General features: G+C 64.4%; 19 protein-coding genes. 9 read left to right on the forward strand and 10 right to left on the reverse strand.

What is annotated here, in order from left to right; all coding sequences use genetic code 11:
- Positions 1-80: 80 nt before the first annotated feature.
- From glyQ to gloA, 6 genes are all read left to right on the forward strand, one after another.
- Positions 81-977, forward strand: coding sequence for a glycine--tRNA ligase subunit alpha (gene glyQ, locus ABCV34_RS09460; protein WP_345795973.1), 897 nt, complete (start codon positions 81-83; stop codon positions 975-977).
- Positions 974-3,106 (forward strand): glycine--tRNA ligase subunit beta, encoded by a 2,133-nt coding sequence (glyS, locus tag ABCV34_RS09465; protein ID WP_345795974.1) that lies wholly within the window; start codon positions 974-976, stop codon positions 3,104-3,106. Before glyQ ends, glyS begins: the two co-directional genes overlap by 4 nt.
- Entirely contained in the window at positions 3,103-3,657 is a 555-nt protein-coding gene (gene gmhB / locus ABCV34_RS09470; RefSeq protein WP_345795975.1) for a D-glycero-beta-D-manno-heptose 1,7-bisphosphate 7-phosphatase, read from the forward strand. The genes glyS and gmhB overlap by 4 nt, the downstream gene beginning before the upstream one ends.
- The gene (locus tag ABCV34_RS09475) at positions 3,654-4,382 is read left to right on the forward strand and encodes a lysophospholipid acyltransferase family protein (RefSeq protein ID WP_345795976.1); all 729 of its coding nucleotides are present in this window, start codon (positions 3,654-3,656) and stop codon (positions 4,380-4,382) included. The genes gmhB and ABCV34_RS09475 overlap by 4 nt, the downstream gene beginning before the upstream one ends.
- Positions 4,369-5,178: a SprT family zinc-dependent metalloprotease gene (locus ABCV34_RS09480; RefSeq protein WP_345795977.1), complete on the forward strand. Its 810-nt coding sequence runs from the start codon at positions 4,369-4,371 to the stop codon at positions 5,176-5,178. Before ABCV34_RS09475 ends, ABCV34_RS09480 begins: the two co-directional genes overlap by 14 nt.
- Before the next feature lie 79 nt (positions 5,179-5,257).
- The gene (gene gloA, locus ABCV34_RS09485; RefSeq protein ID WP_345795978.1) at positions 5,258-5,653 is read left to right on the forward strand and encodes a lactoylglutathione lyase; all 396 of its coding nucleotides are present in this window, start codon (positions 5,258-5,260) and stop codon (positions 5,651-5,653) included.
- A 52-nt stretch (positions 5,654-5,705) separates the two neighbouring features.
- Here gloA and rsmA read toward each other — a convergent pair whose 3' ends face one another.
- From rsmA to ABCV34_RS09500, 3 genes are read right to left on the reverse strand one after another with little or no spacing between them, the layout of a single operon-like run.
- Positions 5,706-6,509 carry a 16S rRNA (adenine(1518)-N(6)/adenine(1519)-N(6))-dimethyltransferase RsmA gene (rsmA, locus tag ABCV34_RS09490; protein ID WP_345795979.1) on the reverse strand — a complete coding sequence of 268 codons (804 nt, stop codon included), beginning with the start codon at positions 6,507-6,509 and terminating at the stop codon, positions 5,706-5,708.
- A 5-nt stretch (positions 6,510-6,514) separates the two neighbouring features.
- Positions 6,515-8,029 (reverse strand): peptidylprolyl isomerase, encoded by a 1,515-nt coding sequence (locus tag ABCV34_RS09495; RefSeq protein ID WP_345795980.1) that lies wholly within the window; start codon positions 8,027-8,029, stop codon positions 6,515-6,517.
- Positions 8,026-10,395: an LPS-assembly protein LptD gene (locus ABCV34_RS09500; protein WP_345795981.1), complete on the reverse strand. Its 2,370-nt coding sequence runs from the start codon at positions 10,393-10,395 to the stop codon at positions 8,026-8,028. The genes ABCV34_RS09495 and ABCV34_RS09500 overlap by 4 nt, the downstream gene beginning before the upstream one ends.
- Positions 10,396-10,535: 140 nt before the next feature.
- Between ABCV34_RS09500 and ABCV34_RS09505 the strand changes: the two genes are divergently transcribed.
- The 3 genes from ABCV34_RS09505 (at position 10,536) to ABCV34_RS09515 (ending at position 13,171) form a co-directional block, all read left to right on the forward strand.
- Complete coding sequence (locus ABCV34_RS09505; RefSeq protein ID WP_345795982.1) at positions 10,536-11,585, forward strand: phosphotransferase; 1,050 nt, start codon at positions 10,536-10,538, stop codon at positions 11,583-11,585.
- Complete coding sequence (gene murU / locus ABCV34_RS09510; RefSeq protein WP_345795983.1) at positions 11,585-12,298, forward strand: N-acetylmuramate alpha-1-phosphate uridylyltransferase MurU; 714 nt, start codon at positions 11,585-11,587, stop codon at positions 12,296-12,298. The genes ABCV34_RS09505 and murU overlap by 1 nt, the downstream gene beginning before the upstream one ends.
- A 153-nt stretch (positions 12,299-12,451) precedes the next feature.
- Complete coding sequence (locus ABCV34_RS09515) at positions 12,452-13,171, forward strand: hypothetical protein (protein ID WP_345795984.1); 720 nt, start codon at positions 12,452-12,454, stop codon at positions 13,169-13,171.
- Between the two features lie 7 nt (positions 13,172-13,178).
- On the opposite strand, the gene glnQ is transcribed toward ABCV34_RS09515, so the two are convergent.
- From glnQ to tcuB, 7 genes are all read right to left on the reverse strand, one after another.
- A complete protein-coding gene (glnQ, locus tag ABCV34_RS09520) occupies positions 13,179-13,907 on the reverse strand; it encodes a glutamine ABC transporter ATP-binding protein GlnQ (RefSeq protein WP_345795985.1) in 729 nt (242 codons plus the stop codon).
- Positions 13,904-14,698 (reverse strand): ABC transporter permease subunit, encoded by a 795-nt coding sequence (locus tag ABCV34_RS09525; protein ID WP_345795986.1) that lies wholly within the window; start codon positions 14,696-14,698, stop codon positions 13,904-13,906. The genes glnQ and ABCV34_RS09525 overlap by 4 nt, the downstream gene beginning before the upstream one ends.
- A 72-nt stretch (positions 14,699-14,770) precedes the next feature.
- On the reverse strand, positions 14,771-15,517 hold the full coding sequence (glnH, locus tag ABCV34_RS09530) for a glutamine ABC transporter substrate-binding protein GlnH (RefSeq protein ID WP_345798753.1): 747 nt from the start codon (positions 15,515-15,517) through the stop codon (positions 14,771-14,773).
- A gap of 176 nt (positions 15,518-15,693) precedes the next feature.
- The gene (locus ABCV34_RS09535) at positions 15,694-16,479 is read right to left on the reverse strand and encodes a MetQ/NlpA family ABC transporter substrate-binding protein (RefSeq protein WP_345795987.1); all 786 of its coding nucleotides are present in this window, start codon (positions 16,477-16,479) and stop codon (positions 15,694-15,696) included.
- Positions 16,480-16,537: 58 nt separating this feature from the next.
- On the reverse strand, positions 16,538-17,194 hold the full coding sequence (locus ABCV34_RS09540) for a methionine ABC transporter permease (protein WP_345795988.1): 657 nt from the start codon (positions 17,192-17,194) through the stop codon (positions 16,538-16,540).
- Positions 17,191-18,204, reverse strand: coding sequence for a methionine ABC transporter ATP-binding protein (locus ABCV34_RS09545; RefSeq protein WP_345795989.1), 1,014 nt, complete (start codon positions 18,202-18,204; stop codon positions 17,191-17,193). The genes ABCV34_RS09540 and ABCV34_RS09545 overlap by 4 nt, the downstream gene beginning before the upstream one ends.
- A 183-nt stretch (positions 18,205-18,387) precedes the next feature.
- Entirely contained in the window at positions 18,388-19,551 is a 1,164-nt protein-coding gene (tcuB, locus tag ABCV34_RS09550; protein ID WP_345795991.1) for a tricarballylate utilization 4Fe-4S protein TcuB, read from the reverse strand.
- Positions 19,552-19,565: the final 14 nt, after the last annotated feature.

The following is a 19,565-nucleotide window of genomic DNA, read 5'->3' on the forward strand; positions in this document are numbered from 1 at the left end:
TGGATAAAATGGCCGTTTCGGGTGCAGCCCGCACTGTACCCGAGTTTCAGATACGAACCTCGCGGATTGTCCGCCACGTCATGCTCACATTCCAACAACTGATTTTATCGCTCCAGCAATACTGGGACAGGCAGGGATGCACCCTGCTGCAGCCCTACGACATGGAAGTCGGGGCCGGCACCTCGCACACAGCCACGTTCCTGCGCGCCATCGGCCCGGAACCCTGGCGGGCCGCCTACGTCCAGCCGTCGCGCCGCCCGAAGGACGGGCGCTACGGCGACAACCCGAACCGGCTGCAACACTATTATCAGTTTCAGGTGGTCCTGAAACCGGCCCCGACCAATATCCTGGACCTGTACATCGGGTCGCTGCAGGTGCTGGGGATCGATCCGCAACAGCACGACATCCGCTTCGTCGAGGATGACTGGGAAAACCCCACACTGGGCGCCTGGGGCCTGGGCTGGGAGGTCTGGCTCAACGGCATGGAAGTCACCCAGTTCACCTACTTCCAGCAGGTCGGCGGCCTGGACTGCAATCCGACCACCGGCGAGATCACCTACGGCCTGGAACGCCTGGCCATGTACCTGCAGGGCGTGGAATCGGTCTATGACCTGGTCTGGACCGAAACTCCCGACGGCCATCGCGTCTTCTACCGGGACGTGTTCCACCAGAACGAGGTGGAACAGTCGACCTACAACTTCGAATACGCCTCCACATCCATGCTGTTTTCCCATTTCAACGACTACGAGGCCGAGGCCACGCGCCTGATTCAGGTCCCGCTGGCCCTGCCGGCCTACGAGGCCACCCTGAAGGCCGCGCACACGTTCAACCTGCTGGACGCCCGGGGCGCCATCAGCGTCACCGAACGCGCCACGTACATCGGCCGCATCCGCAATCTGTCGCGCGCCGTGGCCCAGGCCTATCTCGACTCGCGCGAACGGCTGGGCTTTCCGATGCTGCGGGAGGTGCAGGCATGAGCACCCGCCCCCTGATCGTCGAACTGGTCACCGAGGAACTCCCCCCGAAGGTTCTGAACGCGCTGGGCGAGGCCTTTGCCACCGGTATCCGCGCCATCCTCCAGGGCCAGCACCTGCTGGCCGACGGCTGCGACTGCACGGCGTTTGCCAGCCCACGCCGGCTGGCCGTGCGCCTGAGCGCTGTCCTGGACCAGGCACCGGACCAGTCCTTTGCCGAAAAACTGATGCCCGCGACCATCGGCCTGGATGCCCAGGGCGCGGCCACCCCCGCCCTGCTGAAGAAGCTCCAGGCCAAAGGCCTAGCGCACCTGACGCCGTCCGATCTGACGCGCCACCACGATGGCAAGCAGGACGTCCTGTTCGCCGAAGGCACTGCGGCTGGCGCACGGCTGGCCGATGGCCTGCAGCAGGCCCTGGAACATGCGGTCACCCATCTGCCGATCCCCAAGGTCATGCAGTATCAACTGGCCGACGGGCATACCAGCGTCAAATTCGTGCGCCCGGCGCATCAGCTGCTGGCCCTGTGGGGCGATGCTATCGTCCCAGTCCGGATCCTGGGCCTGCAGGCTGACCGCGTCACGCGCGGCCATCGTTTCCTGTGCCAGGAACCGATCACGATCGCCTCAGCGGACGACTGGGCCGGCCAGCTGTCCAGCCTGGGTCATGTGATCCCCGGCTTTGCCGAACGACGCACCCGGATCGCCGGCCAATTGGCCGAATCATCGGCTGCGCTGGGGGCGACCATCGGGGTATCCCCAGAGGCCGACGCCCTGCTCGACGAAGTCACGGCCCTGGTCGAATGGCCCACGGTCTACGTCGGCGCCTTCGAGGAAGCCTTCCTGGCCGTGCCGCCGGAATGCCTCATCCTGACGATGCGGTTGAACCAGAAATATTTCCCGCTGTTCGATCCGGCGACCGGAGCCCTGACCCACCGGTTCCTGATCGTCAGCAACATGTGCCCACAGGATCCGTCCTTCATCATTCAGGGCAACCAGCGCGTGGTGCGCCCGCGTCTGGCCGATGCCCAGTTCTTCTACCAGACCGACCTGAAGACCCCGCTGGCCAACCGGGTGGCCGATCTGGGGCACAGCGTCTATCACCACAAACTGGGCAGCCAGCTGCAACGCACCGAACGCGTCCAGGCCCTGGCGCGATGGCTGGCGCCGCTGCTGGGCGGCTCCACGGAATCCGCCGGGCGCGCCGCCTGGCTGGCGCATGCCGATCTGGGCACCCAGATGGTGGGCGAATTCCCGGAACTCCAGGGCATCATGGGCGCCTATTACGCCAGACACGACGGCGAAGCCGCCGATGTGGTGCGCGCCCTGCGCGACCAGTACCGCATCCGCCTGGACGACGCCGTCACGGCCGACACGCTCACGGCGGCCGTCCTGTTCATGGCCGAACGCGCCGAAACCCTGGTCGGGATCTGGGGCATCGGTCTGGCCCCCACCGGCGAGCGCGATCCCTATGGCTTGCGCCGCGCCGCCCTGGGCTTGATCAGCGCCTACGAACAACTGACGGCCGGCGGCTGGCTGCAGGCCAGCCAGGATTCTCCGGCACGTCTGGGCGCCCTGCTGGCTCAGGCGGCGGCAGGTTTCGCCCCAGGCACCCTGGCCGACGGCACGGTCGATGCCGTGCTGGACTTCGTCTACGAACGCTATCGCAATCAGCTGACCGCCGCCTGCGACCGCACCGCCGTCGACGCCGTTCTGGCCCTGCGCCCGCCTCTGCATCAGGTCGCTGCGCGCGTCGCGGCCTGCATGGAATTCGCCGCCCTGCCCGAGGCCGAATCCCTGGCCGCCGCCAACAAGCGCGTCAGCAACCTGCTGAAGAAGGCGGACGACACCCTGCCCGCCTTCGATGCCAGCCTGCTGGCCGAAGCCGCCGAGCGGCAGCTGGCGGACACCATTGCCCGCCTGGAACCCCAGGCCACCGCCGAACTGCAAGCCGGCAACTTCACGGCCAGTCTGGCCGTGCTGGCACAGGCTCGCGCCGCAGTGGACCAGTTCTTCACCGACGTCATGGTGATGGCCGACGATGCAAAGGTTCGCGCCAACCGGCTGGCCCTGCTGCAATCGCTGCATCGCCTGATGAATCAGGTCGCCGACCTCTCGAGGCTCGCGCAGTGAAGCTCATCATCCTGGATCGGGACGGCGTCATCAATCAGGACAGCGACGCCTTCGTCAAATCACCGGACGAGTGGATCCCCATTCCCGGCAGCCTGGAAGCGATCGGCCGCCTGAGCCACGCCGGCTGGCGCGTGGTGGTCGCCAGCAATCAGTCCGGCATTGCCCGCGGCCTGTTTTCCATGGAAACGCTGGGGGCCATCCACACCCGTATGCGCCAGGCGGTGGCCGAGGCCGGCGGGCGCATCGATGCGATCTTTTTCTGCCCGCATGGTCCGGACGAGGCCTGCACCTGCCGCAAGCCCCTGCCCGGGATGCTCTACGACATCGCGCACCGGATGGACGTGCATCTGGACGGCGTACCCCTCGTGGGCGACAGCCTGCGGGATCTGCAGGCCGCCGCCGCGGCCGGCTGCACGCCGTGGCTGGTCCTGACCGGCAAGGGCAACAAGACCTGGGAGACTTCCGGCACCAGCGGGGAACTGCCCGCCGGCACGGAAGTGCGCAACGATCTGGCCGCTGTGGCCGATGCCCTGCTCAAGGCCAATTCATGACCTTTCTGCGTTCCGCCCTGTACATGGTCTTCCTGGTCGTGACGGTGATCCCCTATGCCCTGTGCTGCGTCCTGTGGGCGCCGCTGCCGCTCGTCTGGCGCTACCGCCTTACCTTGGGCTGGCCTCGTCTGGCTCTGTGGGGCGCGCGCTGGATCCTCGGCATCCGCTACCAGGCGCGCGGCATGGAGCATCTGCCCGATGGGCCCGCCATCATCCTGTCCAAGCATCAATCGGCCTGGGAAACGCTGTACTTCGCCGTCAAGCTGCCCCGCCACGTGGTCTTCGTCTATAAAAAGGAACTGCACTACGTTCCTTTTTTCGGCTGGAGCCTGGCCCTGCTGAGCATGATCCCTATCGACCGGACAAAAGGCCGCGAGGCCTTCGATCAGGTGGTGAGCATTGGCGGCCAGCGTCTGCGCGAGGGACGCTGGCCCGTGTTGTTTCCCGAAGGCACCCGGGTCGCGCCCGGGGAAACCGGCCGCTACAAACAGGGCGGCACCATGCTGGCCTGCAAGACCGGAACCCCGGTCATCCCGGTGGCCCACAATGCGGGGGAACGCTGGCCGCGCAACGCCTTCCTGAAGACCCCGGGGCTAGTGACCGTCTCGTTCGGCCCCGCGCTGGATCCGGCCGGATACACGTCGGCCACCCTGAACCACGCCGTACGCGACTGGATCGAGGCCGAGATGCGACGCCTGAACCCCGAACGCTATGCCGACCGGTGACGCAAGGCAGCTCAACCTGTTCGCCCCGGATCCGTCCTCCAGGATCGATCCGCCCGGCTACGCGCGCCACGACATCCAGCTGAACGGAGAACCCCTGGACTATGCCTTGCGGCGTTCCCGCCGCAAGACCATCGGCCTGACCATCCGCGAGACCCGCCTGCTGATCCAGGCGCCTACCTGGGCGAGCCGTCGCCAGATCGAGGACGTCATCCGGGAAAAATCCACCTGGATCCGGGAAAAGCTGAAGATCAGCCGTGAACGGCTGGAGATCCTGGCACTGCGGGACACCCAGTGGCGTGCCGGCGGCCGGATTCCCTACCTGGGGGTGATGATCGAATTACAGCTGGATGGCACCCGCGACGCGGACTTCAACGGCGACGCGGACCATCCCGTCGCCGGCAACCGGCTCAGCCTGCCGCTGCCCGGCACCGCCGATGGCACGCGCATTCAGGAACGAGCCCAGGTCTGGTTGCAGGCCCAGGCGCTGCGCGATTTCGAGCCGCGCCTGCGACACTATCTGGACCACGCAGGGCAATGGATCCGGGGCTGGGGCCTGTCGGCCGCCCAGGGCCGCTGGGGATCGTGCAGCGGCCAGCGCCGCATCCGCCTGAACTGGCGTCTGATTCATCTGCCACCATCGCTGATCGACTACGTGGTGGCGCATGAAGTGGCGCACCTGACGGAAATGAATCACAGCCCGGCCTTCTGGCGCGAGGTGGACCGACTGTATCCGGACTTCAAACAGGCCCGAGATGCGCTGGCCCGGCATCACCCGGCGACTCTGCCGCTGTTCTGACGCCCGTCCGGGGGCCGGACAAGACGATCGCAGCCGTATTTGCGTATCATGGATGGATAACCCACCCAAGGATCCCACCATGCGATTACTTCACACCATGCTGCGCATCGGCAACCTGGACCGTTCCCTGATGTTCTACACGGACGTCCTGGGCATGAAGCTGTTGCGTCGCAAGGACTATCCCGAAGGGCGCTTCACGCTGGCCTTCGTCGGCTACCAGGACGAGGCCGAGGGCGCGGTCATCGAACTGACCCATAACTGGGACACGGAAAAATACGATATCGGGGACGGCTATGGTCACATTGCCATCGAGGTCGAGGACGCCTACGACACCTGCGCCACCATCAAGACACGGGGCGGGCTGGTCGTGCGCGAGGCAGGCCCGATGAAACACGGCACCACGGTCATCGCCTTTGTGCAGGACCCCGACGGCTACAAGATCGAACTCATTCAGCACGGTGGACGCCAGGATTGATCGGCCGTCCGGACGCCGTCACCACGGGCACCCGCCTCCAGCACAGTGACGGCTAGCGCGCCGTCACCCCGGACGCCACCAGCGCATCGGCAAGATCCATGAACTGCCCGACCGACAGTTCCTGCGGACGCGCCGTGGGTGCGATGCCCAGGGCGTCCCAATCCAGACGATCGGTCCAGGCACCCAGGCTGCCGCGTATCATCTTGCGGCGATGCTCGAACACCCGCGACACCAGTTGATCGAACACCGCCGGGTCGCGGGGCTGACGAAACGACCCCGCTGCCAGCGGACGCATGCGCACGATAGCCGACATGACCTTGGGCGGCGGGTCGAAAGCGGCGGGCGGCACGTCGAACAGATGCGTCATGCGATAGCGCGCCTGCAGCGTGACGGACAGACGGCCATACTGGCTGTCGCCCGGCCGCGCCACCATACGATCGATGACTTCACGCTGCAGCATGAAATGCTGATCCCGGACCTGATCGGCCCAGCGCATCAAATGAAACAGCAGCGGGGTGGAAATGTTGTAGGGCAGATTGCCGACGATGCGCAGACGCGTTTCGGCGGGATCCGGCAGGATCGCCGCAAAATCCACCGTCAACGCGTCGGCCTCGACCACCCGCAGACGATCCTCGGTCCAGGTGGCGCGCAGACGCCGCGCCAGATCCCGGTCCAGTTCTACCGCCGTCAGCTGCTTCAGATGGTGCAGCAGTGGTGCTGTCAGGGCCGACAGGCCCGGGCCGATCTCGATCATCAGATCGTCGGCCTGGGGATCGATGGCACGCACAATGGCATCCACGACCGATTCGTCGTGAAGAAAATGCTGCCCGAAGCGTTTGCGTGCCTGGTGAGCCATCGTGCTTATTGCGTGCCCGAGCGGGTGTGTTCCAGCCGGTTGTCGATATAGGCTTGGCTGCGCAGTTGATCCAGCCAGTCCTCGTAGGCAGGGCCGATCCGGCGCTCCATCAGTTCGCGGCGCGCCTGCATGCGGCGGAATTCCTGCTCCATGTTTTTCGTGCGGCGGCCTTCGACCTGGATCAGATGCCAGCCAAAAGGCGATTTGACGGGTTCGCTGACCTGGTCGGGCTGCAGCGCGTTCATGGCCTGCTCGAAGGCCGGCACGGTATCCCCGGGATTTACCCAGCCCAGGTCGCCACCCTGCGGGGCGGATGCATCCTGGGAATAGCGCTTGGCGAGTTCCGCAAAGGATTCGCCGTGCTCGATGCGGGTGCGCAGGCCGCTGAGAATACCGCGCGCCTTGTCGTCACTCATGACCTTGGAGGTCTTGATCAGGATGTGGCGGGCGTGCGTCTGCGTGACCATCATGGGGCCGGAAGCGGCCGCCGGCTGTCTGGCCGGCGTGGGTGTCGGCGCCGGTTGGGGTGCGGATGCCTTTTTCGGGGCGGGCCGCTGCGCGTATCCGCGCCGCACCACCTTCAGGATGTGGAAACCCCGACCACTCTGGATGATGCCGCTGATCCCGCCCGCCGGCACATCGGCAATCGCGCGCACGAACAGATCCGGCCAGTCCTTCAGCGGCCGGATCCCCATGTCGCCGCCCTGCAGGGCCTGGGGGCCGTTCGACGACGCCGCCGCCAGCCCGGCGAAATTCCCGCCGGATTTCAGCTTGCGCAGGATCGTCTCGGCCTGCTTGCGCTTTTCCGCCACGACGGAGCTGGCCGCGTAGTCGGGGACTTCAACCAGGATCTGGGCCAGCTCGACCAGCTCGGGTCCCGTCGGCACGGGGGCGGGTTCGGGCGCGGCCTCGGGCTGCGTCGGCGCGCCGGCAGCCGGCCCTACCGGCATGTCCGCATGGGACTGAAGGAACGCGTCCACGTCGCTGTCGCTGATCGTGATGCGATCCTCGACGAAGCGCCGGCGCAGGGCATCGTCCTGGACCTGGGAACGCAGTTCCGACCGGTACTGATCCCAGCTCAGGCCGCTGGCCAGGACTTCCCGCTTGAGCTGATCGACGCCGATCCGGTTACGCTGGGCCACCGACCCGATGGCCTGATCCAGCTGGGCATCGGATATCTTGATGCCGACCTTCTGGGCTTCCTGGTCCTGCAAGGCCGAGTTGATCATCTGCTGCAGCACCTGACGCCGCAACACGGCATCCTCGGGCACCGGGATGCGCTGCTGCTGCATCTGACCGCGGACCTGGGCGGTCTTTTCAGACAGCTGCCCCAGAGTGATGACCTGCTTGTTGACGATGGCGGCGATCCCGTCCACGAACTGTTCCGTGGGCGCCGCCTGCGAGGCGGGCGCCACATGGCGGGGGGACGTCTTGGCCGCATGAGCGGGTACCAACGCGCTGCCGCCCAGCGCCACGGCCAGGGAAAGCACATAGGCGGGATGACGCAAGCCGGACATCATTCGTACCTCTCGAAATTGGTTTTTTCAGGCGTGGGAGGAGTCACGGATTGATAACCCGTGATCCGATCAGACAGCAGTGACATGGGGTCGGTACCCAGCGATCCCAGGCCGGTGAGTTCCAGTTGCAGGAACAGCGCCGTATTGGTTACCTGCGCCGATACCGCATAGCGCTGCAGCACGGCCCGGGCAGCCCAGCCGCCATCACCACGATACTCGACCCCCACGATGGACTGGGTACTGCGCTTTTCGGTCAGGGAGTAATCATAACGGCCTACGCCGAACCAACGCTGCGTCAGTGGCCACTGGCTGGTCACGCTGATTTGCTCGCGCGACTGCAGCGTCGTGCCCGGCGGCAGCGTCTGATAGGGGTCGGTATACAGATTGGGATCGCGCTCGTAGCGATAGGACAGCGACATGGTGGCCAGCCGTTTGGGGCTCCACCGCACCCCGGAACTGAGCCGGCTGCGCTTGATGGTGTCATGATCGAACTGGCCGTCGAAATACACCGAGAACCGGTCGGTCAGCGCGGCATTCGCCCCCATCAGATAATCCGATTCCGTGGCCTTGCGCGGGGTCTGGCTGGGCAGCGTGACCTGTTGGTCGGTGAAATAGAAACGCTGCGCCGCCGACAGCGACAGCCGCTCGAAGCCCGTGTCCGCATCCAGCCAGCGGGTCGTCAGCCCGGTGGTCAGCTGATTGGCATTGGCGATCCGGTCCCAGCCGCCGCTGAAGATGTTCTCGTCGAAGGCCTGCTGATAGCTGAAAGTGGCCATCCCGGTATCGAAGACCGGCAGACCGGACTGATCGCGGTAAGGGACGTACAGATAATACAGGCGAGGCTCCAGCGTCTGGATCGCCGCGTTGCCGAACAGCGAAGCATCGCGTTCCAGTGTCAGGCCGGTATCCACCGAGGCAATCGGCAGCACGCGTGACTGCACGCGCGGACGCCCCTGCAATTCGGGTGGCAGGCCCTGGATTTCGCCATAGAACCAGTCTGTCTGGTACTGGCTCATGTGCAGGCCGATCTTCGGTGTCAGGTAGGCGCCTGGGGTCACGAAGGGGCGCGAGATCGAGGTATAGGACGTCAGGCGGGTGCCATTGGGCATCAGACGCTTGCCGGACAGAGTCGGGAAGGCATCCCCCTGATAGATCGGCGCCATGAAACGCGTCGCGTAATTGTCCGACACCACGTCGAACCCGTTCCAGCCATAATGCTGGGCCCGGAAATACAGTTCCGGCAATTTGTCGTAGGGCGGCGCCAGGAACGACCCCGTGCTGTCCTGCAAAGTCTGGTATTTATAGAACTGCAGCGATCCGCTGAAATGACTGCCATTGCTCCAGGAGAGCAGCGCCTGACTGGGCATGTAGGTGATCGCCGCGTCGGTCAGCCCGAACGACGAAAAATCGCGGAAATAATTGTCGTCCGAAACCCGGCGCGCATCGAGATAGAGCTGCACGCCATGGCCCAGATCTTCGGTGTGCTGCGTCGAGTACAGCCAGCGCGCGTCCCCGGTTTGACGGTCGTGCATGATGTAGGTGCCGAACAACTCGGAATGCGACGATTCCCCCAGGTGCCGGAATTCGGTTCCCATCAGCAGGCCGCGCTTGCCGAGAAAGCGCGGATAGAGCGTGGCATCGTAGTTCGGGGCCAGATTCAGATAATACGGCGTGGTGATTTCCAGGCCGCTGTTGCTGGACGTGCCGTATGTCGGTATCAGGAAGCCGCTCTTGCGTTCCCGGCCCAACGGAAACGTCAGGTACGGCGAATACAGGATGGGAACGCCCTTGAAGCGCAGGACCCCGTTGCGGGCCGCGCCTTCGTGCTCATCAAAATACAGATCCACCCGGCTGGCATCGATGTACCAGGCCGGATCCGGCCCGTTCCAGCCCGTGTAATGCACGTCCTTCAGACGCACGTGCTGCCGGCTGAGGATGTCGGCGTGCACGGCCTCGCCCTGGCCGCCCGTGGCGCCCAGCCAGAATCGCGGCGCCTCGACCACGCCCTGGCTGGTGTGGACGTTAAAGCGCAGGCGAGGGCCTTCGACGATATTGCCATCGCGCATCAACAGCCCGTTGCCGCGAACGTCGGTCTCGCCGGTCGCCTGGTCGTAATCGATGCGGTCGCCCTTCACCACGCCATCGAGCCTGCGCACCTGAGCGTTGCCCCGCAGGATCACGCGCCCCCCCGTCTCGCGGGTCATGTCATCGCCGATCAGAAACGACGGCAGGGCGTCGTCCTTCAGGCGCGGATGCAGACGCAGACCGTCGACCATGCGCAACCCCTCGGCCTTGGCCGGGGGTTCGACAGCCAGCGCCGGCGCGGACAAGGCGGCGCTCAGGAGGAGGATGCGGCTGATCCAATGCACGAAGACGGGGTCCCCTAAAACAGGATGGTGACAGAAAGCCGCCGATCCGCGCACCACACCGACCAGCGACCCAGTATTATAGAGAAGCCGCGCCCCCTGCGTACGCGACCAGCCATTTGTCATTTCCCCCGATCACCCTCATGACCGTCACTGAACTTCCGGATTCGCGCCTGGAGGCGCTGCATCACTGGCTGCGCCAGCAGCCCGCCACGCGGGGCCTGGACCCCGCCTCGCTGACCCCCGTGTCGGGCGACGCCAGCTTCCGCCGCTACTTCCGCATCCAGACCGCGGATGGCCCCCTGATCGTGATGGACGCTCCACCGCCGCACGAGGACTGCGGGCCGTTCGTCCGGATCGCCCAGCGGCTGTCCGACGGCGGCCTGCGCGTGCCGGTCGTCCACGCGCAGGATCTGTCCCAAGGCTTCCTGCTGCTCAGCGACCTGGGCAACCAGACGTTCTACGAGGCCATCCGGGACGGCCTGGGCCAGGACGAAACAGCCCTGCAGCACCACATGCGCGGCGCATTGCGGGCCCTGGTCGCGCTGCAGCAATGCCCCGCCGACGGGCTGCCGGTCTACGACGAGGCCCGGCTACTGCAGGAACTGGATCTGTTCCCGCAGTGGTATCTGCAGGTCCACCACAAACACACGCCGGATGCCGACACGCAAACCAGGCTGACGCGGATCTTCGCCCTGCTGGCCCGGCAAGCGTGCGCCCAGCCACAGGTCTTCGTCCACCGCGATTTCCATTCGCCGAACCTCATGATCGGCACGGGCGCGCCCGACTTCATCCCCGGCGTGATCGATTTTCAGGATGCGTTGCAGGGGCCGCTCAGCTACGACATCGCATCCCTGGTGATGGACGCCCGCACCACCTGGGACGAACCGCAGCAGCTGGACTGGGCCATCCGCTACTGGGAATATGCCCGCGCCGCGGGCCTGCCCGTCCCGGCGGATTTCGCGCAATTCCATCTGGAATACGAATGGATGGGCCTGCAGCGCAACCTGCGGATCCTGGGCGTCTTCGCCCGCCTGTCGCATCGCGACGGCAAGCATCACTATCTGGACCATATGCCCCGGGTACTGACCTACGTGCGCCAGGTCGCGGGGCGCTATACCGTGTTTCATCCGCTGCTGCGTCTGCTGGACCAGGTCGAGCAAGTCCCCGCCCGTCAGGGGTATTCCTTCTGATGCGGGCCATGATCCTGGCTGCGGGGCGCGGCGAACGGATGCGCCCGCTGACCGACACCTGCCCCAAACCCCTGTTGCCGGTGGGCGGACAGCCGCTCATCGTCTGGCATCTGCGGCGGCTGGCCCATGCCGGCATCACCGACATCCTGATCAATCATGCCTGGCTGGGCGATCGGATCGAGGCGGCGCTGGGCGACGGCGGTGCCTGGGGCGTGCGCCTGCGCTATTCGGCCGAATCGCCCGCCCTGGAGACAGCCGGCGGGATCGCCCACGCGCTGCCCTTCTTTCAGGAACAGCCGTTTCTGGTCGTCAACGGGGATATCTGGTGCGACTGGGATCCGGCCCGGGCACATAGCTGGGCAGCGGATCTGGCCGATACGACGCAGGCCCACCTGCTGCTGGTGGACAACCCCACCCACCACCCCGAGGGTGATTTCACACGGCAGGCGGACGGCACCGTGACGCCACCGCCACCGGGCGCCACCACCCTGACCTTTGCGGGAATCGGCCTGTACCGCCCGTCGCTGTTCACCGGGACGGATCCAGATCGCGCCGCCCCGCTGGCGCCGCTGCTGCGCCGGGCCATGACCCACCAGGCCGTGACCGGTGAGCGCCACCCGGGCTGCTGGGTGGATGTCGGCACGCCCGAGCGCCTGGACCGGCTGGACCAGTTGCTGCGCCACCCGCACGGCGCACACCCAGCCCTGCGATAAGCGGGCTGCTACACTCGACCACGGACACGGATCCCGACCTGTCCAGTTCTGGCAATTCGCAACCGTCTGTAGACCATCCGGCGACAGCAGCGGCAAACCGTTTATGCTTATGGGTTTCGGTACCATGCTCCTAGCCGCTTCAGGAATTCCGTCATGTCTTTTGGCCCTAACCGCCCAACCTTCAAACCCACCCCGTATGGCTATACCCGGCGCAGCCGCGGCATCCCGCGCTGGCTGCTGCTGCTGATCACCGGCATCGTGCTGGGTGCCGGTGGTGTGCTGTTCCTGCAGCGCAGCTACGGCCCGCAGCGCCTGACCGTCGAGCAGTCCGAGCAGCTGCGCATGGACCTGAACACCGCCAGCCTGGAAAACCAGCGTCTGTCCAATGAATCCAAGACGCTGCACCAGGATCTGAAACAGGCCCAGGAAACGCAAAAGGATGAAAGCACCCGCGTCGAGCAGTTGCGCAAACACGCCACCGACATGGAATCAGGCGTCGCCAGCCTGCTCGCCGCCATCCCGCCGGATCCGCGCGGCACCTCGCCCGGCATCCGCTACACCGACATGAGCGTGCATCCCGACGGCCTGCATTATCAGGTGCTGCTGATCCAGGAACCCGCCAAGGGCCAGACCGATATCGCCAACCTGAAGGGCAACGTCAAGCTGATCGGCATCGGCAGCTACCCCAACGGCAACACGGCCTATGTCGACCTGGGCACCCAAAGCCTGGACATGGGGCGCTATATCGTCATCCAGGGTCAGGCGGAACTGCCAAAGGCCTATCGCCTGCGTCAGGTGACCGTCCAGGTCCTGGCGGACGGATCCGACAAGATCATTGCCACGCGCACCGTCCGGGCCACCGTCGCGCGCTGACACCCGATCAAGACACGTGCTGAAGGAAATCCCGCAGCCGCTGGCTGGGCGGGTGGCTGAGCAGGGTTTCGGGGACGCCGTCCTCGGCGATCTTGCCCTGATCCATAAAGATCAGCCGGCTGCCGACCTTGCGGGCAAATTCCATTTCATGCGTGACCACGATCATGGTCATGCCTTCCTCGGCCACATCCTGCATCACTCTCAGGACCTCGTGGCGCAATTCGGGATCCAGTGCCGAGGTGGGCTCGTCGAACAGCATCAGCATAGGCTTGATGGCCAGCGCCCGGGCAATGGCAACCCGCTGCTGCTGCCCGCCCGAGAGCTGTCCGGGATAATGGCCGGCACGTTCGGCCAAGCCGACCTTGCGCAGCAGTTCCTGCGCCTGCTCTCGTGCCTGGGCCTTGGACGTCCCCCGGGTATGGAGCGGGCCAAACATGACGTTTTCCAGCGCGGTCAGCTGCGGAAACAAATTGAACTGCTGAAATACCATGCCGGCCTCGCGGCGCAATTCGCGAACCTGCGAGGCCTTGCCGTGAACGCTGTGTCCGTTGACGACGATGTCACCGCCCTGGATCGTTTCCAGGACGTTGATGCAACGCAGGAAGGTCGATTTGCCCGACCCGGAAGGACCGACGACAACCACGACCTCGCCGGGATCGATGGATAGACTGATCCCATCGAGCACGACGTTCTCGCCAAAACATTTGGTGACGTTCTTGAACTCGACGATGCTCATACGATGCGCGTCCTGTGTTCAATGAATTTGAGCGCCAGCGCGATGAAGCCAGTCATGATCAGGTAGATTACCGCGACCGCCGCCCAGATCTCGACGGCACGGAAATTGCCGGCGATGATTTCCTGGCCCTGGCGGGTCAGCTCGGCCACACCGATGACAATGAACAGCGAGGAATCCTTCAGGCTGATGATGCACTGATTGCCCATCGTGGGAATCATGCGCCGCAGCGCCACCGGGCCGATGATATGCGCCAGGATCTTGTAGAACGGCAACCCCATGGCCTGACCGGCTTCCTGGAGGCCCTTGGGGACCGACAGCAGGCCGCCGCGCACGATCTCGGCGATATAGGCGCCAGAATTGATCATCAGCGTGAAGACGGCCGCCGTGAAGCCGTCGATGCGCAGATTGACGAGCAGCGGCAGGGCGAAGTAGATGAACATCACCTGCACGACAATCGGCGTGCCGCGCATCAGCAGGATGTAAATCTGGGCGATGATCGACAGCACGACCGGAATCCAGGCCAGACAACGCCACAGGACGACCGCCAGCACCGCCAGCCGCACTGCCCAGGAAATTTCCGGCGCCACACCGGCCAGCGGACCGCTGCTAAGCCAGGACGACAGCCGCAGCAGCGCATAGACGACGACCAGCGCCAGGACGGTCCAGGCCAGGTTGCGGCGCGTGACCGGAATGGGCACATAGGTGACCACCACGCCGGCCAGCCCGCCGATGATCGTGCCACCCACCAGACCCAGGACCGTGATCTGGATCGTCATCCAGGCACCGGCCATGAGGTCCGGCCAAGCTGCCCAGATAGCGGACCATTCGAAAGTCACAGAATCACCCTATCGGCGACGGAAGCGTCAATCCGGCTTCTTGCCGAACCAGGTTTCGTAGAGTGTGTCGTAGGTGCCGTTGGCCTTCAAGTCGGCCAGCGCCTTGTTGACGACCGGGACCAGCTTGCTGTCCTTCGGGAAGGCGATGCCATAGAAGTCGCCGCTCTTCAGGGATCCGACGACCTTGACCTTGCCCTGGCCGGCGGTCTTGGCGTAGTACTGGACGTTGGGCGTATCGTGCACCACGGCATCGACCCGGCCGGTCGCCAGTTCCAGGAACGCGTTGTCGATGTTGGGGAAGAGCTTGAGTTTGGCCGAAGGCACGTTGGCCTTCATGTAGTCCACGGTGGCGGTGCCGATCTTGACGGCGACTGTCTTGTTTTCCAGGTCTTTGGCGGTCTTGATCGAGCTGTCCTTGTTGACCAGGATCGCCAGGCCGGATTCATAGTAAGGATCGGAAAAATCGATGACCTTCGCGCGATCCGGGCGGATGGTGATCCCCGCCAGCGCCACGTCGATGTTGTGCGTCTGCAGGCCCGGGATGATGCCGTTGAAATCCATGGGCTGCAGGCGATATTTCAGGCCTGCCTGCTTTGCGATGGCCTGCCACAGCTGGATATCGAACCCGGTGTACTTGCCGTCCTGCTTGAACTCGAAGGGCACGAAGGCCGTGTCGGTGGCGACCACCAGGTCCTTGTCCGCCGCATGAGCGACCGGCAGCGCCAATGAAAAGGCCAGCCCCAGCAGGGCGGCTTTCAGGGATTTGGGCAACATCATCTGGGACTCCTTGTGGGATGATTCAGAGGCGGCCTTCTCGCCGCGCCAAGCGTCCATCTTAACTGAAAGACCCGGAATCTCTGTCGCTGCGGCGACAGGAAATCCGGGTCTTTTGCCAGATTTTGGGGAAATCCCCTAGAGTTCCAAGGGGATTCCCAAAGCGGCCAGGCGCCTCAGAATGCGGGCACGATGGCACCCTTGTAGTGGGTCAGGATGTAGTCGCGAACCTTGGCGGTGTGCAGGGCATCGACCAGCTTGCGGATGGCCGGGTCATCCTTGCGGTCGGCACGGGTCACCACGATATTGGCATAGGGCGAGTCCTTGTCCTCGATGAACAAGGCGTCCTTGATCGGGTTCAGGCCCGCTTCCAGCGCATAGTTCGTGTTGATCAGGGCCAGATCCACGTCCGGCAGCACGCGCGGCAGCGTGGCGGCTTCCAGTTCGCGGAACTTCAGGTGCTTCGGGTTCTCAGCCACGTCGCGGGCCGTCGCCAGGATATTGCTGGGATCCTTCAGCTTGATCAGGCCTTGCTTCTGCAGCAGCAGCAACGCGCGCGCGCCATTGGATGGATCGTTCGGGATGGCGACCAGGGCGCCGTCCTTCAGGTCCTTGATGTTCTTGATTTTCTTGGAATACGCACCGAACGGCTCGACGTGGACCAGGCCGACCGACACGAGATGCGTGTCGTGTTCCTTGTTGAAGGAATCCAGATACGGCTGGTGCTGGAAGAAGTTGACGTCGATCTGCTTGTCGGCGACCTGGAGATTGGGCTGGACGTAGTCGGTGAAGACCTTAATGTCCAGATCCACGCCTTCCTTGGCCAGATCCGGCTTGACGAATTCCAGCAGTTCGGCGTGGGGGACGGGCGTCGCCGCCACGGTCAGTTTGACGGCATGAGCGGGCGCCGCAAAAACCAGCGGCAGGGCCAGCGCCAAGGCCGGCACGAATTTCTTGAACATGAACGATCTCCTTGAAAGACTCACGGATGGGCGGCACCTCGGCGCCGCCCACGAAAAACTACCGTCGATTGAGCCGGGCCACCCAGCGATCGCCCAGCACCTGAAACACCTGCACCATGATCACCAGGACCACGACCGTCACCGCCATCACATCACCCTGATAGCGCTGATACCCGTAGCGGACCGCCAGATCCCCCAGACCGCCGCCGCCGATCACGCCCGACATGGCGGAATAGCCCACGAGGGTGATGGCGGTGACAACGACCGCGGCCAGGATGCCGGTGGTGGCCTCGGGCAGCAGCGCCCACAGCACGGTCTGGCGCGAAGTCGCCCCCATCGAGCGGCAGGCTTCGCTGACGCCGGGATCGAGTTCACGCAACACGTTTTCCACCAGCCGGGCAAAGAATGGCGCCGCACTGGCGACCAGCGGCGGGATCGACCCCTGCACGCCCAGCGCCGTCCCGACCAGCAGGCGGGACATGGGGATCATCACGATCAGCAGGATCAGGAACGGCACCGAGCGCAGAACGTTCACGATGAAGGCCACGCCCTGATAAACCCCCCGGTTGCTCATCATCTGGCCCGGGCTGGTCAGAAACAGCAGCACGCCGACCGGCAGGCCGATCAGGATCGTGAACAGCAGGGAAAAGCCTGTCATCAGCAGGGTGTCGATCGTCGCTTCGCCGATCATCCACCAATCCACATTGGCCATCATGTCCGCAGCACCTCGTAGTGCACTCCAGCCTCGTCCAGCGTACCCGGCAGCGCATCGAGATCGGCGCTGGCCCCATCGGCCGCGACGATCAACTGACCGTAGGGGGTGTCCTTGATCCGCCCGACGGACCCCTGCAGGATGCTGAGATCCAGATTCAAATCCCGACTGAGACGGCTGAGCAGGGGCCGGGATGTGTCTTCCCCGCGAAAACTGAGCCGCAGCAACCGGCCGGGCAGGCCGTCGGCCATCGCGCGCCAGCCTTCGCCTCCATCCAGCCCGCTTTCCGACAGAAGCGCGCGGGTCGCAGCGTGCTGCGGATGCAGGAAGACTTCCAGCACCTGGCCGACCTCGACAATACGCCCGGATTCGATCACGGCCACCCGATCGCAGACGGCGCGGATCACATCCATGCTGTGGGTGATCAGCACAATGGTCAACCCCAGACGCTGATTGATGTCGCCCAACAGTCGCAGGATGGATTGCGTGGTTTCCGGATCCAGGGCGGACGTGGCCTCGTCGCACAGCAACAGGCGCGGCCTGCTGGCCAGCGCCCGCGCGATACCCACCCGCTGCTGCTGGCCGCCCGACAGCTGCCCAGGATATTTGTGCGCGTGATCGGACAGGCCGACCAGATTCAGGACCTCGCGGGCACGCGCCTCGCGGTCGGCCCTTGGCATGCCCGACAGACGCAGCGGAAAGCAGACGTTATCCATGACCGTGCGCGCGCGCAACAGGTTGAAGTGCTGGAAGATCATGCCCACCGTGCGCCGGTATTCACGCAGCTGCGCATCCGGATAGGCGGTGATGTCACGCCCATCCACCCGCACGCTGCCCTCGGTGGGGCGCTCCAGCAGATTGAGCATCCGGATGAGCGTGCTTTTGCCGGCACCGGAGCGGCCGATGATGCCGAAGACCTCGCCTTCGCGGATGTTCAGATTGACATCGGCCAGCGCGTGAACGGTGCGGCCGGCCGATTCATAGGTTTTACGGATGTTCTCGAGATCGATCAAGATACAGGGTCACTCAAATGGCAAGATCCCGGATCAGCAGGATGCAAGACGTGAATTTACCATGCCCACTTCCCCGGTTAACCTCGTAGCATATAACGTAAATTTATAAGCTACCAGTGCGCTGGGAGAAAGATAGCCAGCGGACCCAGAAGGATCCGCCGGCCGATTCAGCGCGGGCCTGCGTCAGGCGTTGCGCGCGACGGTCAGGCCATCCATCCGGCGATCCAAGGCGCTCTTCAGCAGCGCTGCCGATCGGAACACGCCATGCGCAAACTTGCCATAGGGCATCGTCAGGAAGAACCCCATGACGGCCCCCAGATGGATGGCCAGCAGCAGCCCCATGACACCCGTATCACGACAGGCCAGCAGGACAAGCCCTGTCGCGCTGACGAGGATCAGCAAGGCAATGAAACCTCGATCCATCGGCTGTTGTCCGACGACGGCGTGGTCGGGGTGTCGCACCAGATTCAGCCACAGCAGGCCAGCGGGGCCGATCAGTAGGCCGATCCCGCCGACGGTGCCGAACAGCACCGGCAGGCTGAAGAATGGATAAGGCGCAGGATCGTTCAAAAAATAGTGATAGATGGTCCCGAGCGACGTCGCGATGAAACAGCACACGAACCCGTAGAACGTGAAATGGTGAAACACGCGCCGCCGCTGGGTGAAACGGTCGTCATCGTCATTGCACCCCTTGCCATGGCCACCGTCCAGATACTTCAACGTCAGGACATTGCCCGTGGCATCCAGGCTGGCGGCACCCATGACAACATGGGAGACGGCGGGCGGCGACAGCATCCGCCAAAATGAACGGACGCCGATGCCCAGCGCCACGATCACATACAGAAAGACCAGGCCGAACATCGCCGCCAACAGGTTATGAGGAAAAATGGCGTAGAAATTCCCTGCCAGGGGGGCATGCAGCCATGACCCCTGATTGACGATCAGGACCAGCACCAGAAACATAGCCAGCCCGCCTGCTGTTGCCAGCGCCATCGTCAAGCCAGCCCGCTGGTACAGCTGGCCCAATGCCTTGGGCCAGGCAAACTCGCCGTATGTCTGAGGCCTGACCGCAGCCATCGCCTGCGGCACGTTCACGGCGAATTCGTGCGGGGCCGCATACTGGCAGGAATGCAGACAGGCACCGCAGTTGTGGCACACATTGGCCAGATAGTGGATGTCGGCCTTGTTGAATTCCAGTAGCCTGGCCATGGCCGGAAAGACTGCGCAAAACCCCTCGCAGTAGCGACAGGCATTACAGATCGTCATGACTCGATCGACCTCTTGCTCCCCGGGGGACAGCAGCAATGTCGATACGGCGTCCCGCGTCAGGTCTTGCAAGGTTTGCATCACTCTTCCTTCAG

Origin of the sequence: Castellaniella sp. MT123, assembly GCF_039614765.1 — a bacterium.
Taxonomy (GTDB): domain Bacteria; phylum Pseudomonadota; class Gammaproteobacteria; order Burkholderiales; family Burkholderiaceae_B; genus Castellaniella.

Coding starts and splice junctions, on each gene's coding strand:
- glyQ (WP_345795973.1), top strand. CDS start 81: ATGCTCACATTCCAACAACTGATTTTATCGCTCCAGCAATACTGGGAC.
- glyS (WP_345795974.1), top strand. CDS start 974: ATGAGCACCCGCCCCCTGATCGTCGAACTGGTCACCGAGGAACTCCCC.
- ABCV34_RS09475 (WP_345795976.1), top strand. CDS start 3,654: ATGACCTTTCTGCGTTCCGCCCTGTACATGGTCTTCCTGGTCGTGACG.
- ABCV34_RS09480 (WP_345795977.1), top strand. CDS start 4,369: ATGCCGACCGGTGACGCAAGGCAGCTCAACCTGTTCGCCCCGGATCCG.
- gloA (WP_345795978.1), top strand. CDS start 5,258: ATGCGATTACTTCACACCATGCTGCGCATCGGCAACCTGGACCGTTCC.
- rsmA (WP_345795979.1), bottom strand. CDS start 6,509: ATGGCTCACCAGGCACGCAAACGCTTCGGGCAGCATTTTCTTCACGAC.
- ABCV34_RS09495 (WP_345795980.1), bottom strand. CDS start 8,029: ATGATGTCCGGCTTGCGTCATCCCGCCTATGTGCTTTCCCTGGCCGTG.
- ABCV34_RS09505 (WP_345795982.1), top strand. CDS start 10,536: ATGACCGTCACTGAACTTCCGGATTCGCGCCTGGAGGCGCTGCATCAC.
- murU (WP_345795983.1), top strand. CDS start 11,585: ATGCGGGCCATGATCCTGGCTGCGGGGCGCGGCGAACGGATGCGCCCG.
- ABCV34_RS09515 (WP_345795984.1), top strand. CDS start 12,452: ATGTCTTTTGGCCCTAACCGCCCAACCTTCAAACCCACCCCGTATGGC.
- glnQ (WP_345795985.1), bottom strand. CDS start 13,907: ATGAGCATCGTCGAGTTCAAGAACGTCACCAAATGTTTTGGCGAGAAC.
- ABCV34_RS09525 (WP_345795986.1), bottom strand. CDS start 14,698: ATGGCCGGTGCCTGGATGACGATCCAGATCACGGTCCTGGGTCTGGTG.
- glnH (WP_345798753.1), bottom strand. CDS start 15,517: ATGTTGCCCAAATCCCTGAAAGCCGCCCTGCTGGGGCTGGCCTTTTCA.
- ABCV34_RS09535 (WP_345795987.1), bottom strand. CDS start 16,479: ATGTTCAAGAAATTCGTGCCGGCCTTGGCGCTGGCCCTGCCGCTGGTT.
- ABCV34_RS09540 (WP_345795988.1), bottom strand. CDS start 17,194: ATGATGGCCAATGTGGATTGGTGGATGATCGGCGAAGCGACGATCGAC.
- tcuB (WP_345795991.1), bottom strand. CDS start 19,551: ATGCAAACCTTGCAAGACCTGACGCGGGACGCCGTATCGACATTGCTG.